Source organism: Pseudomonas sp. FP1740 (genome assembly GCF_030687165.1).
Classification (GTDB): domain Bacteria; phylum Pseudomonadota; class Gammaproteobacteria; order Pseudomonadales; family Pseudomonadaceae; genus Aquipseudomonas.
This window is the reverse complement of the sequence record NZ_CP117461.1, coordinates 3,837,882-3,851,458: the sequence shown is the minus strand read 5'-3', so window position 1 is coordinate 3,851,458 and position 13,577 is coordinate 3,837,882. Positions and strand designations below refer to the sequence as shown.

The window sequence follows — 13,577 nt, the reverse complement described above, 5'->3', positions numbered from 1 at the left end:
AAGGTTATAAAAATAGGTTATTGGGACTACTTGTATTAATACGTATTATGTCAGGCATTCCCATTGTAAACGACCTGACGACACTTGCCATGTTCAAAGCCCTCCCTTACGCACAGCAGCAAGCCGATGCGCTGACGGTCGATGACATCAGCTTCAGCTACCCCAATGGGCATCGCGTGTTTTCCTCTTTCAGTCTGAACGCCAGGCCCGGTGAGTTCGTCGCGATCCTGGGGCCATCCGGCTGCGGGAAAACCACCTTGCTGAACTTGTTGTCAGGTTTTGTGCAACCGCAAAGTGGTCAGATCAGTATCAACCAGACGGCGGTGCGTCCAGAGCGTTCGGAGTTGGGTTATGTGTTTCAGGCGCCGCAGTTGTTTCCCTGGTTGAGCGCCTTGGAAAACGTCCGTTTCGGCCTGCGAATGGCGGCTCGGATCAACGAATCGCAGCAGCGTTCTCAAGCCTTGCAGTACCTGCGTCTGGTCGGTCTGGAGAATGCCGCGCATCGGTTGCCGCATCAGTTGTCTGGCGGCATGCAGCAGCGGGTTTCCCTGGCCAGGACCCTGGCATTGGAGCCCAGCGTGTTGCTGATGGATGAGCCATTCGCTGCACTGGATGCCATCAGCCGCAACAGCATGAACGAAGAGACCTTGCGCATCTGGGCTGAACTGGGTCAGACGGTGCTGTTCATTACCCACGATATCGATGAAGCGGTGTTTCTGGCGGATCGGGTCATCGTGCTCAACATTGCCCCCGGCGGTATCCACAGCGAACTGAATATTCATTTACCGCGCCCTCGCTCCAACCTCAAAACCCGCCGGTTGCCGGCCTTTCTCGATTATCGCAATGAGCTGATGGAGCGCATTTCCCAGGTCATGGAAGTGCCTGCAGCCTCCGCTTACCCAACCCGCCAACCTGAGTTGACAGCATGATCAAACATTCGCTGCTTGCCCTTTCCTTGTCTGTTGCCGCCTTGGCAAGCAGCGTATTCGCCGTGGCTGGCGAAGAGAAACCCTTGCGTGTGGGTTATGTATTCGCCATGGCCAACGCCCCGGCGTTGATCGCCGACAAACAGGGTTACTACCGCGAGGAAGGCTTGAATGTCGATCTCAAGGCCTTGGGCGATGGTCCGGTGATCCAGCAGGCACTGGCCGCTGGCGAGCTGGATGTGGCCTATGTCGGTACGCCGCCGGTGTATCAATGGTTTTCCCGGGGGCTGCAAAGCCGGATTCTGGCCAAGGTCAATTACGGTCAGGCTGCGGTGATTGTCGACGCCAAGAGTCCGGTTACCGCCCTGGATGAACTCAAGGGGAAAAAACTGGCCGGGGTCAAGAAGGGCAGTGGCATGGATGTGCTGCTGCGCGGCTATGTGCTGAAAGAAAAGGCCGGGCTCAATCCTGACAAGGATCTGGACATCATCGACATGCCACCCGGCAATATGAACGCGGCGCTGGAGCGCGGCATTGTCGATGCGGCGTTTTCCTGGGAACCCTTTGTCAGCCAGTCGTTGTTGCGCGGGTCGAGCCGGATCCTGCTCGACGTCAATCAGGCGCTGCCGAATTACCCTTGGTACGTGGTGATCGCCTTACCGAAAACCTTGCAGGAGCGACCGGACGATGTGGTGAGGCTGCTGCGTGCGCACCGCAAGGCCATCGCCTTTCTCAACGAGCACCCCGATGAGTCGAATCGAATCATCGCCGAGGCGTTCAAGCTTGAAGCGGTGCAAGGCGTAGACGGCAAGACCATCGCCCCGCAAGCCATCGTCGCCCAGGCACGTACCCGGTTGGGCTGGTCAGCGGACTTGCAGCCTGCGGATATTCAATTCATCCAGCGCCTGATGAATTACTCCCACGACCTGGGCTTTATCGATACCACGCTCAAGACCGAACAGATCGTGGATACCTCCTACCTGCAAAAAGCCTCGCGCTGAGTCTGTCATGTCCTTGCCAAAACCGAATTGGGGATGGGCGTCTCTGCCATTCCTGCTGTTGATCTGGATGGCCCTGGCCAGCCGCTTTCCCACTTACATCCTGCCGCAGCCATGGGATGTTGCCCGCGAGGCTGTGCGCTGGCTGGGCGACAGTTCGCTGTGGCAGCACCTGCGGGCCAGCGTCCTTGAAGAGGTTGGCGGCTTTTGCGCGGCGGTGATCGTCGCGATTCTGCTGGGTACTGCCGGTGGCCTGTCCTCGCGTTTTCGCGATTTCAGCTCGCCGCTCAACAGCCTGTTCATGGCCATCCCGCCGATCGCCTGGGCACCGCTGATCATGATCATTTTCGGTCTGGGCTATGTCTCCATCGTGTTGGTGATTTTCATTGCCGCGATGTTCCCCATGGCCGTGACCATTCAGGAGGGCGTGCAGAGTATCCGCGGCGGTGAAGTCCGTGCGGCACGCACCTTGGGCGCCAACCGCTGGCAACTGCTGGCCCACGTTTACCTGCCGGCCTCGCTGCCCTTCGTGACAGCGGCGTTGCGCATCGGCTTCAGCCAGGGCTGGAGGGCATTGGTCGCGGCGGAAATGATCGGTGCGTCCCAGGGCATCGGCTGGATGGTGTCGACGGGTGGGCAGATCGGCAACAGCAGCCAGGTGTTGCTGGGCATAGTCGTGATCGGCCTGATTGCCTGGCTGATGGAGAGTTTTGTGTTCAGGCGTATCGAGCGTCATTACCAGAAATGGCGAGTGCAATAAGCATCGTCATTTGATTTCAACCCCCTTCAAACCTTCAGTGGACCACTGCACGAGGTGTCATGTGAGTAACGTTTTCGATCCCCGCGAAGCCGGGTATTACATTGCCCCTCAAGGCCTCTACGAACGCAACAAACAACGCCCGTTTCTGGGCCGCATCCACTGTGATCGTGACACGCTGATTGCCGGCCAATGGGATGAAATCACCTTGGTCTACGAGGTCGGCGGCAGCGGCCTGGCGGACGGCGCCTGGCTGAAACTGGCCTTCAAGTTCTACTCCGACTGGGCCTTGTTCCAGACCTCGAATCCGACTGGCCCCAACTATGTCAGCGCCGAATATCAGGCAGGCGAGCTGGTCCCTGGCCAGAGCCAGGCCTCTGTGCAGCATCTGAAAGTGCGCTTCGACCAGAAGGGGCATGAACGGCCGTTTCAGAAAGCGATCATCATCGACATCATCGACGGTTACCTGAATCCGGGAGACAAAATAATCATTCGCCTGGGCGATCGTCGTCAGGGCGGCGCGGGTACGCGGGTGCAGAGTTTTGTCGAGAAGGACTTCCGTTTTCGTTTGTTCATCGACCCGCTGGGCAGCTCGAAATTTGCCGAGGTGCCGGGTGATCCGCTGCTGAACATCGTGCCGGGACCGGCGCAAAGCGTGCAGTTGATCGTGCCTCGCCTGGTCAGCGCGGGTGAGGCGTTCGACGTACTGCTCAGGGTGGATGATGCCTGGGGCAACACCTGCCGCAACTTGCCGCTCCAAGGTGTCCTGACTCTGGTTGATCCCGAAGGGGGGGAGCGACAACAACCGTTCACCCTGGCGGCTGAAGGTTGGGCGACTGCCCGGCTTGAGGGTTTTGATCTCGGTGCGGTGGGGGAGTGGCGCTTGTCGGCCGAGGTGGCGGCGCCATTTGTGCGTGCCGCTCGGGCGTTTGTCACGGTCGATCCGGCTGGCACTGCATTGCGCCCGCTGTACGCCGACCTGCATGTGCACTCCGATGACACGGTGGGCACCAACGACACCTTGTACAACCTCAGTTATGGTCGCGATGTCGCCGGGCTCGATGTCCTCGGTTACACCGCCAATGATTTTAATATCACTGAGCAGCGCTGGGATCAGGCGGTCAACCTGATTCACGAACTCAATGAACCAGGACGATTTGTTTGCTATCCCGGCACCGAATGGTGCGGCAATTCTTGCGCGGGTGGTGACCGTAATGTGGTGTTCCTGCATGACCGCAAACCCGAGTTTCCCTTCGATAATCAAGGTCGGCTGGTGCGTTCCTTCGAATGGAACGAATTCACCGCCGGCACCATCAAGCCGGGTGCCTGGCCGGTGGATGAGTTGTATGCCGCCTATGCCAAGGACCCCGAAGGGCATTTGATGATGCCTCACGTCGGTGGGCGCCGTTGCAACCTCGACTGGCACCATCCGGAGCTGGAGCGCCTGATCGAGGTCGGCTCGGCCTGGGGGCAGTTCCATTGGGTCTACGCCGAAGCGCTTCAGCGTGGCTATCGGGTGGGGGCCGCGGCGAACAGCGATGAGCATCAGGGGCGTTGTGGCGGTGGTGTTCCGGCCACGGCGGTGTTCGGTTCTCGCGGCGGGCTGACCGGCGTGCTGGCGGAGGCCTTCGATCGAGCCAGTGTTGGCAAGGCACTTCGCGCCCGTCGCACTTTTGCCACCACCGGCGAGCGTTCATTTGGCAGCCTGCGCCAGGGCCAGCATTTCATGGGTGAAGTGTTCACCGCCGATGCAAATGCCACGCTGGACTATCGACTGCTCGGAGAGGCGGGCTGGGAGCAGGTCGATCTGTTCGATGGCGACAAACTGATCTGGTCGCGCAATCTGCACCAGGAGCTGGGGTTTTCCGGACAGCGTATTCGTCTGCGCCTGGGCGGCGCAAGGATCAAGGACCGTTATCGCGGCGCCTACTGGACCGGCGAGATTCGCGTGACGGGTGCGGTCATCAACGGCTTTCGTGCCCTGGGTCTGGATCACCCCGAGCAAACCGTCTGGCGCAAGGATGCAACGGTCCTGGCCTTTCGTACCGACACCAACGGCGACACTGACAGCATCGAGATCGACCTGTCGCAATTGGCCGGCGCGACGTTGCAGGTTCATAGCCGCATCGATAACTACATCAAGGTCGGCGACCCGTCTGAACCGCAACCTTACGTGCATGCGCCGACGGTGCTGATGGAGTTGTCCGGCGATGAGTTGCTGGTGCAATCGCAAGTGACCGAAGAGTTGCCGGGCGCGGAGTTGAAGGTGTCCCTCGAAAGGACAACCGCTGCGCCGCTGCCTCGAGAACTGCAAGGGAAAATCGAGCTTGCCCGGTTGAATCTGGAGCAGGGGCGTGAACATCCATTGTTCATCTGCGCCCGGCAGCGCGATCAATCCCGAGTCTGGACCTCGGCGCTGTTTCTAACGTTATAAACGGCCATAAAAAGGGCAGCTCAAAGCTGCCCTTGTCCCAACCCATTCCTTAGGCCGCGGTAAACAGCTTGTGCGGATCCATGACGAATTTCTTCGGCGCCCCGGCATCGAACTCGTGGTAACCACGCGGCGCGTCGTCCAGGCTGATCACCTGTACACCGACGACCTCGGCAATCTTGATCCGGTCCCACATGATCGCCTGCATCAGCTGACGGTTGTACTTCATCGTCGGGGTCTGGCCGGTGTGGAAACTGTGGGACTTGGCCCAGCCGAGGCCGAAACGGATGTTCAGGCTGCCATGCTTGGCGGCTTTGTTGACCGCACCCGGGTCTTCGGTGACATACAGACCGGGGATACCGATATTGCCGGCGACCCGCACCACGCCCATCAGCGCGTTGAGCACATCGGCCGGGGCCTCGTGCTGCGCGCCGTCATGGCCGTGGCCACGGGCTTCGAAGCCGACCGCATCGACCGCACAATCGACTTCCGGCTCACCGAGCAGGTTGGCGATTTGCTCGTGCAGCGGAGTGTCCAGGGTCAGGTCGGCGATCTCGAAGCCCTGGGCCTTGGCATGCGCCAGGCGCAGCGGATTGACGTCGCCGACTATCACCACCGCCGCACCCAGCAGACGGGCGGAGGCGGCGGCAGCCAGTCCGACCGGACCGGCGCCGGCGATATACACCGTGCTGCCAGGGCCGACACCGGCGGTCACCGCGCCATGGTAGCCGGTCGGCAGGATATCGGAGAGGCAGGTCAGGTCGCGGATTTTCTCCATTGCCTTGTCGCGGTCGGGCAGCTTCAGCAGGTTGAAGTCGGCATACGGCACCAACACATATTCGGCCTGGCCGCCAACCCAGTCACCCATGTCCACATAGCCATAGGCACCGCCGGGGCGCGCCGGATTGACCGTCAGGCAGACGCCGGTGTGCTGCTCCTTGCAACTGCGACAACGGCCGCAGGCGACGTTGAACGGCACCGATACCAGGTCACCGATCTGCACGTTTTCCACGTCACGGCCCTTCTCGATGACCTCGCCTGTGATCTCATGGCCAAGCACCAGCCCGACCTGGGCCGTGGTCCGGCCACGCACCATATGCTGGTCGGAGCCGCAGATATTGGTCGAAACCACGCGCAGGATCACGCCATGGTCAATGCGCTTGCCGCGCGGGTCTTCCATTTTCGGATAGGGGATGGTTTGCACCTCGACCTTGCCTGCGCCGAGATACACGACACCACGATTACCAGACATGATTTCACCTCGCTTTTGTTGTTGTGAGAACACGGCCCTTGTACTGCGAAGGGTCGCGCGGCCTTACAGTGCGGCGGTAAATGTCTTGCGTTTGCGCGTGAATGCAGATGGGTTGGAAGTCACCTTCCAACGATGCGTGATAAGCCGTCATCGTATTGATCCTACGCCTGGTATCAGCACCCTGCGAGGGCATTTAGCACCCAATTACCCCCCGGTTGGCAGGGCTGGTGCAGGAGTAACGGGCGCTGAACGCCGTGTTTGCCCCCCATCAAAGCACAGCGTTTAAAATATTTTTATCTGATAAATGTTTTATTGACTAAAAAATAATACCGGGTAATTATTTCCCTGCATCTGCTTTCACGCAGAGTCATTTTGCAGGGGAAACCCGATGAGTCAGAACACCGTGCCGTTGCTGGCCAGTCTTTACATTGAGACGAATGAATCGTCACTCCACAGGCGCTTGGCGCCTTTGTTTATGCAGGGTTTTCCGGCCGAGCCGAAACGCCGCGTCACCTGGAACAACTGGATGCGTCCACCGTTCAATCAGTGGGGGTTCCGCAATCTGGCGCGCCTGCGTCCCTCCATTGATGTGGAGGCGGGTGGTGGAGCGGTCAGCGTCTTGAAGGAAGCGCCACAAGCGCTGGATGAACTGCACTTCGACAGTGAATGTGGCCTGAGCGTCAGTGTCATCGATCATCTGGTGGCCAGTCAGACCGACGCCTTTTTGGTGATGCAGGGCGACACCGTGTTGTTCGAGCGTTACTTCAACGGCCAGCGTCCCCGGGACCGGCACGTCATGTTCTCGGTGACCAAGTCGCTGATCGGCACCCTGGGGGAGCAACTGGTCTGCGATGGCATCCTCGATCCGCAATTGCCGGCGGCGTATTACGTGTCCGAACTGTTGGGTAGCGCGTTTGGCGATGCCACGGTGCGCCAGCTGTTCGACATGGCCGTGGGCATCGACTACAGCGAAGTCTATGACGATCCCAACTCCGAGAGCTCGCAGTACGGCTATGCCTGCGGTTTCCAGCCGGCACCTGCGCAGTACGCTCAGTTCGAGTCGCTGTATCAGTACCTGCCGTCGCTGAAAAAACGCGGCAGTCACGGCGGCTTTTTCCATTACGTGACCGCCACCACCGAAGCCCTGGCCTGGGTCATGGAGCGCGCTTCGGGCAAGGCTTGCAATCAATTGCTGCAAGACATCTGGAGCCAGTTGGGGTGTGAGCGCGACGGCTACTTCATGGCCGATCCTTGGGGGCGTAGCGTTGCCGGTGCCGGTTTCAACGCCACCTTGCGAGACATGGCGCGGTTCGGTCGGCTGCTGGCCAACGACGGTCGCCATGATGGGCTGCAATTGCTGTCGACCGAGACGGTTGCACGCATTTGCGCCGGCTCCGATCCAGCGATCTACGCCAAAAACTCCGAGTTCTCCCAATGGACCCCTGACGCTTCCTACCGCAGCCAGTGGTACGTCTTCAACGACCACACCCAGGCGATCATGGCCGGCGGTATCCACGGCCAGTACCTGTTCGTCGATAAGCCGTCCGGTGTGGTGATCGTCAAGCAGTCATCGCTGACCGAGGCTGTCAGCCCGTTCGATGCTGACAGCGTGCGCATGCTGCGTGCCATCGCCGCGCACCTTACTCACTGAAACGCCTCATAACGACAAGAAGTTTGCGACCTATTCGCCTGGCTCGACCAGGTGTTGGCGGCGCTTTGCGCCGCCATTCACTGCCCTGTAACAACAATAATCACACAGGAGCTTCATATGGTTCTCATGACGCGTTTCTCTCGAACGCTCTTAGCGGTCAGCTTACCCCTGACCGCCCAAGTCGCACTGGCGGGCTACACCTTCGAGGATGGCAACCTCAAGGGTGAGGTCAACTTCACTGCCGGCGGTGCGACCCTTTCCACCCGTAACGTCAACTTCGGCAGCGGCCGCGTCGATGCGCGCAGTGGCAAGAATGGCGGTACGAAAATCGACTGGCAGGAGCTCTACGTCAAGCCCGGCGTCAAGCTGGAATACGCCCTGCAGCCAGACTTCAGCCTGTTGGCCGGTGGCTCGCTGGTGGCGGCGACCACCTTTGGCGACGGCGATGCCGGCGGCTTCACCCGCAGCTCTGATGGTGATGTAGCCACCGAAGAACTCTACGGTGGTTTCCGGGCCGGGGAGTGGACGCTCACAGCCGGTCGCCAGAACTACATGATCGGGACCGGCTTCATCGTCATGGACGGTAACCTCGACCAACTCAAGGACGGCGCCTACTGGCTTGGCCCCAGAACCGCCTTCAAGGATTCGGCCATCCTGGCCTGGGATCATGGCGCATTGAAGACCCAGGCCTTCACCTTGCGGGTCGATGACGATCTGGGTGACTTCCGCATGACCGGCGCTAACCTGGACTACAACCTCGACGACCAGGTGACACTGGGGGCCATGGCGATGAAGGTCAACGCGCTGGGGCCCAAGGGCAGTACACTGCCACGACGCCGGGACGGGATGCAGGTGTACAACGTGCGTGCGTTGAAGGCCAAAGTACCGGGCGTGCCGGACTTGACCCTGAATGCCGAATACGCCGTGGAGCGGGGCAGTGGTGAAGGCGTGGATTACGATGCCAACGCCTGGTACGGTCAGGCGGATTACGCCTTCAATACGTTGCCGCTGACCCCGGTGATCGGCTATCGCTACGCCAGTTTTTCCGGCGACGACAACCTCGCCGACAACCGGCAGAAAGCCTGGGAGTCACTGAGCAAGGGCTTCGTCGACTGGAGCACCTGGCTGGTGGGGGATGTCGTCGGCAACTACCTGCTATTCAACAGCAACGAAAACGTCCAGCAGTTCTCGCTCAAGACCCACCTCAATGAAACGCTGACCCTCGGCGCGATCCACTATCAGTTCTGGCTGGACGAGAAGAACTACATGGGTGCGCAGGTCAGCGATCGGCGCTTTGCGGACGAGAGTGTGGTTTTCCTCGACTGGACCCCGACGCCGTCGTTCTATACGTCGCTCTCCTATAACTGGGTCAAGCCGCTGGCCGCTGCCAGGCAGGTGTTCGGCGATGACCAGAAATTCAGTGCGCTGGAACTGTACTTCACCTACCGCTATTAAGTGCCGCGAGCCTTCGCGGCCGCGCAGGAGTGCTTAACCATGAACATGTTTTTGCGTAACACCTTATTGGGCGCTGTAGTGTCATTGCTGGCCAGCGGTGTGTGCCTGGCTGAAGAGCGCACGGTGCGGATCTACAACTGGATCGAATACCTGCCACCTGAGGTGCTCAAGAGCTTCCAGGAGGAAACGGGCATCCGTCCGGTCTACGACGTTTTTGACAGTGTCGAAACCCTGGAGTCCAAGCTGCTGACCGGCAATTCCGGGTATGACGTGGTGTACCCCGGCAGCGCCAACCTGAGTCACCTGATCGCCGCCGGTGCCGTCCAGCCGCTGGACCGCAACCAGTTGCCGAACTGGCAGCACCTGGACCCGGAGTTCATGAAAACCCTGGAAGTTGCCGGTGATACGGGCAACCGCTACGCGGCACCGTATCTATGGGGCACCACGCTGATCGGCTACAACGTCGACAAGGTACAGCAAGTCCTGGGCGCCAATGTGCAGATGAACACCTGGGACATGATCTTCAAGGAAGAGAACCTCGCCAAGCTGGCCAGTTGCGGTGTCGGTTTCCTCGACGCAGCCAACGAAATCGTGCCCATCGCCTTGCATTACAAGGGCCTCGACCCCAACAGCCAGAAGCATGAGGACTACCCGCAGGCCCAGGCGGCGATGATGAAAATTCGCCCGCACATCACCTACTTCAACTCCTCACGCTACGGCATGGACCTGGCCAACGGTGACATTTGCGTAGCCGTCGGCTGGTCGGGTGGCGTGGCGCTGGCCAAGCAACTGGCCGATGCGGCCGGCAAGGGCGTCAGGGTGGAGATGGCGTTACCCAAGGAAGGTGCGCCGATGTGGTCGGATGTGATGATGGTGCCGGCCAACGCCCCCCATACCAAAGAGGCCTATGAGTTCATCAACTACATCCTGCGCCCTGACGTCATTGCCCGGATCAGCAACAAGATCGGTTACCCCAATCCGAACAAGGACGCCACCGCACTGGTGAACGCCGAGATCCGTAATAACCCCAACATGTATGTGCCGGACGAAGCGCGCAAAACACTGTTCGCTCTGCAGCCCATGCCGGCAGCCGTGGAACGGATCCGCACCCGCACCTGGACCACCATCAAGACCAACCGCTGATCATCGTGGCCCGGCGTCGTGACGCCGGGCTCGCCAGCAATGACGCGTCTGGGCTATAGCATGCAGCCAGTCTGGGAGGAGGCTGGCGTTCTCAGGCCCGCATTCCGTAAAAGAGCAGCTCGGTGATACGCCTTACCTGGGCGGAGTGTGACTCGATGTCCGGCTGTTCCTGGTTGACCAGCCTGAACAACTGCAGGTGTGAGTAGTCGTTCAACAGGAAGGCGGCCAGGTCGACGTTGAGGTCGGCGCGCAGCTTGCCGGCCTGCTGCAGTTCTCTAAGCAACCCGCTGATTTCTGCCCTGAGCGCATCGTTCATGGCGCGATAGCCTTCGGGCAGTTCATTGTCGCCACCAAACAATATCAGTGGCAGCAGTTCACGCCAGAGGCTGGGGTGCATGACCTCCAGGGCGTAACCGGTCAGCAGGCGTTCCAGGTAGCACAGGGCGTCGACCGGATCCTCAATTTCAGGGATCTGGTTGCGGGTGTCCTTGAGGGCGCGCTGGTCGGCGTCGTGCAGGATTTCCAGGATGATTTCCTGCTTGTTGCCGAAGTACTTGAACACGGTGGGCGCCGACACCCCGGCCTGGTTGGCGATCTGTTCGATGGTGGTGTTCTGGAAACCTTGACGCTCGAACAGTTCGATCGCTGCCTTGCTGATGGCTTGGCGTCGTTCGACTTTCTGACGTTCACGCAGTCCGCTCACGGTTGATCCCTTGTCGCTATGAATAAAGGGGGCGCATGTCGCCCAATCATCCATGCAAAATACTTAATCGGGTAAAACTTTTAAAGCGCTAATTTCTGTAGTGCGCGTTTATCCCGGAAGCGAAAAGTCTCGTTGGCTGATGGCGAGAGTCCTCAGGCTTAATAGTTAATTTCATTAATCTTTTCAGCGCTGTTCACCATGCATTGACCCGCCTGAATCAAGCCGATGCCTGTCGGTATTTTTTCAGTCGATAGGCAAACTGCGCGCGACTCAAACCCAGCAGTCGCGCGGCAGCGGCCAGATTGCCTTGGCTTTTTTGCAGCGCTTCATCGATCAGGCGCGACTCCAGCCCTTCAATGGAGAAACCGTGTTCCAGGCGAGCCAGGGTCTCCAGCAAGGCAGGGCGAGGCTGTGTGCCGGCGGGACTCTGGTCAGTTGCGGCGAGGCTGCCATTGTCGTCCAGAGAGTACGCATCCTGCGGCATGGGTTCGTTGCGAAACAGGTGGATCAGATCGATGGCTTGGCCGTCTTCGCTGGCGATCAGGCCGCGCTCCACCAGGTTCTGCAGTTCCCGTACGTTGCCGGGGAAGTCATAGCGCAATAACACCTTGAGTGCGCGCATGGTCAGGCCGGCGGGTTTGCGGGCGTAGGCCTGACAGAAGCGCCGCAGGAACGCGTTGACCAGCAACGGAATGTCATCGCGACGTTCGCGCAGTGGCGGCAGCACGATGGGGTAGACATTCAGCCGGTAGAACAAGTCTTCGCGAAACTCTCCGGCCGCCACGGCTTTGCGCAAGTCGACATTGGTGGCCGCCACCACCCGGACGTCGACCTTGATGGGCTGGCCACCGCCGATACGCTCGATCTCCCGCTCCTGCAATGCACGCAGCAACTTGCCCTGACCCGGCAGGCTGAGGCTGGCGATTTCGTCGAGAAACAGCGTGCCGCCCTGGGCGCGCTCGAAGCGTCCGGGGCGCGAATGGGTCGCGCCGGTGTAGGCGCCACGCTCGACACCAAACAGCTCAGCCTCTATCAGATTGTCCGGGATGGCGGCGCAGTTGAGCGCCACGAAAGGTGCTTGATGGCGTGGGCTGAACTGATGCAACTGACGGGCGAACAACTCTTTGCCGACCCCGGACTCGCCGCTGAACAACACCGTGGCGGGCGTCGGCGCCACTCGCTGCAAGGCGAGGGTAGCGGCATTGAAGGCCGCGCTGGCGCCAATCGGTTTTGGTCCGCCGGGGTTTTCGCTGTCGTCATCCTGGGGGGCGGGCGCCGGGGCTTGAGGCTGTTTGGGTGCGGCACTTGAGGGCGAGGCGGTTAGATAACTCAGGTCCTGCTCGACATCGCCCCATTGCTCGGCGGTCTTGCCGATCACCCGGCAGCTCTCATGGCCCATGCCCCGGCATTCGGTTTCGCGGAAGATCACCAGACGGCCGAACAGCCCGCTGACATAACCGATGGCATAGCCCAGTTCGGTCCAGCACACCGGATCCTGGCCGATCCCGTAGGCGGCGATATGTTCGTCGGCCTCACAGGAATGGTGCCAGAGGAATTCACCTTCATAGAAGCCTGAGTCGGCGTCGAATTTGAAGTGCAGGGGTTCGACCTTGGTCATGCCTTCAAGTGTATGCAGACGCGTGCCGGCCGAGAAAACCGCCGCGGCGTCGGCGTCTGGCCAGCGCTCGCGGATCAGCCGCGCATCGCGCGCGCCGGAGAGATAGCCGGTGCGGGTAAACAGGCCGCGGCTCTGTTCCAGTCCCTGGCGCTCGATAATTTCTCGTCGCAGCGCGCCGAAGGATGAGCTGTGCAATAGCAGCATGCGCTGGTCGTTGAGCCAGATACGTCCGTCAACAGGGGAAAAGAACAGGCATTCGGTCAACTCGGCCAGGGTCGGTGAGTTGCCTTCGGCCAGTTGGGTACTGTCGCCTCGGGGCGAGAAATGCTCCTCCTGCACGGCAAGATGAGGAAGCAGCGAATGGGGATTGTTCATTGTTATGCCCCTGAGCGAGTCGACTGATCGAAATGATCAACTAGCAAAACAGTTATTAAACATAACTTTATCATTTGGACAAGTGGCGAGCCGCCGGCTGTACGCCAAGCACCTTGTCCTATTCGCAAAAGCCCCTCTAAAGCCCGCAGGCCAGAGCCTTCGCCACTTGAAATGCGGCGCGACGCAGGAAGTCGGCACAGCCCTTGCTCTAGCGCTATCACCACGCAGACGCCTTGCATCGTTTTAGCAAGGCCGCGTCAGGCAATGA

The 13,577-nt window shown here is 60.0% G+C and carries 10 protein-coding genes; 7 read left to right on the top strand and 3 right to left on the bottom strand.

What is annotated here, in order from left to right; genetic code table 11:
* Positions 1-89 precede the first annotated feature (89 nt).
* The 4 genes from PSH69_RS17190 (at position 90) to PSH69_RS17175 (ending at position 5,115) form a co-directional block, all read left to right on the top strand.
* Positions 90-929 carry an ABC transporter ATP-binding protein gene (locus PSH69_RS17190; RefSeq protein ID WP_305409198.1) on the top strand — a complete coding sequence of 280 codons (840 nt, stop codon included), beginning with the start codon at positions 90-92 and terminating at the stop codon, positions 927-929.
* Complete coding sequence (locus PSH69_RS17185; RefSeq protein ID WP_305409197.1) at positions 926-1,927, top strand: ABC transporter substrate-binding protein; 1,002 nt, start codon at positions 926-928, stop codon at positions 1,925-1,927. Before PSH69_RS17190 ends, PSH69_RS17185 begins: the two co-directional genes overlap by 4 nt.
* 7 nt (positions 1,928-1,934) lie before the next feature.
* Entirely contained in the window at positions 1,935-2,684 is a 750-nt protein-coding gene (locus tag PSH69_RS17180; RefSeq protein ID WP_019649017.1) for an ABC transporter permease, read from the top strand.
* Between the two features lie 61 nt (positions 2,685-2,745).
* Positions 2,746-5,115 carry a hypothetical protein gene (locus PSH69_RS17175; RefSeq protein WP_305409196.1) on the top strand — a complete coding sequence of 790 codons (2,370 nt, stop codon included), beginning with the start codon at positions 2,746-2,748 and terminating at the stop codon, positions 5,113-5,115.
* A gap of 49 nt (positions 5,116-5,164) precedes the next feature.
* Here PSH69_RS17175 and fdhA read toward each other — a convergent pair whose 3' ends face one another.
* Positions 5,165-6,364 (bottom strand): formaldehyde dehydrogenase, glutathione-independent, encoded by a 1,200-nt coding sequence (gene fdhA, locus PSH69_RS17170; RefSeq protein ID WP_018927872.1) that lies wholly within the window; start codon positions 6,362-6,364, stop codon positions 5,165-5,167.
* Between the two features lie 388 nt (positions 6,365-6,752).
* Here fdhA and PSH69_RS17165 point away from each other — a divergent pair, with 388 nt between their 5' ends.
* The 3 genes from PSH69_RS17165 (at position 6,753) to PSH69_RS17155 (ending at position 10,613) form a co-directional block, all read left to right on the top strand.
* Positions 6,753-8,015 (top strand): serine hydrolase, encoded by a 1,263-nt coding sequence (locus PSH69_RS17165; protein ID WP_305409195.1) that lies wholly within the window; start codon positions 6,753-6,755, stop codon positions 8,013-8,015.
* A 117-nt stretch (positions 8,016-8,132) separates the two neighbouring features.
* The gene (locus PSH69_RS17160; RefSeq protein ID WP_111454914.1) at positions 8,133-9,470 is read left to right on the top strand and encodes an alginate export family protein; all 1,338 of its coding nucleotides are present in this window, start codon (positions 8,133-8,135) and stop codon (positions 9,468-9,470) included.
* Between the two features lie 39 nt (positions 9,471-9,509).
* The gene (locus tag PSH69_RS17155; protein ID WP_305409194.1) at positions 9,510-10,613 is read left to right on the top strand and encodes a polyamine ABC transporter substrate-binding protein; all 1,104 of its coding nucleotides are present in this window, start codon (positions 9,510-9,512) and stop codon (positions 10,611-10,613) included.
* A gap of 91 nt (positions 10,614-10,704) precedes the next feature.
* Here the strand turns inward: PSH69_RS17155 and PSH69_RS17150 are convergent, their stop codons facing one another.
* Together PSH69_RS17150 and PSH69_RS17145 are read right to left on the bottom strand one after the other, a co-directional pair.
* A complete protein-coding gene (locus tag PSH69_RS17150; RefSeq protein ID WP_305409193.1) occupies positions 10,705-11,316 on the bottom strand; it encodes a TetR/AcrR family transcriptional regulator in 612 nt (203 codons plus the stop codon).
* A gap of 217 nt (positions 11,317-11,533) precedes the next feature.
* Positions 11,534-13,309, bottom strand: a complete 1,776-nt coding sequence (locus tag PSH69_RS17145; protein ID WP_258613903.1) for a sigma-54-dependent Fis family transcriptional regulator — start codon at positions 13,307-13,309, stop codon at positions 11,534-11,536.
* Between the last annotated feature and the right edge of the window lie 268 nt (positions 13,310-13,577).

Coding starts and splice junctions, on each gene's coding strand:
- PSH69_RS17190 (WP_305409198.1), top strand. CDS start 90: ATGTTCAAAGCCCTCCCTTACGCACAGCAGCAAGCCGATGCGCTGACG.
- PSH69_RS17185 (WP_305409197.1), top strand. CDS start 926: ATGATCAAACATTCGCTGCTTGCCCTTTCCTTGTCTGTTGCCGCCTTG.
- PSH69_RS17180 (WP_019649017.1), top strand. CDS start 1,935: ATGTCCTTGCCAAAACCGAATTGGGGATGGGCGTCTCTGCCATTCCTG.
- fdhA (WP_018927872.1), bottom strand. CDS start 6,364: ATGTCTGGTAATCGTGGTGTCGTGTATCTCGGCGCAGGCAAGGTCGAG.
- PSH69_RS17165 (WP_305409195.1), top strand. CDS start 6,753: ATGAGTCAGAACACCGTGCCGTTGCTGGCCAGTCTTTACATTGAGACG.
- PSH69_RS17160 (WP_111454914.1), top strand. CDS start 8,133: ATGGTTCTCATGACGCGTTTCTCTCGAACGCTCTTAGCGGTCAGCTTA.
- PSH69_RS17155 (WP_305409194.1), top strand. CDS start 9,510: ATGAACATGTTTTTGCGTAACACCTTATTGGGCGCTGTAGTGTCATTG.
- PSH69_RS17145 (WP_258613903.1), bottom strand. CDS start 13,309: ATGAACAATCCCCATTCGCTGCTTCCTCATCTTGCCGTGCAGGAGGAG.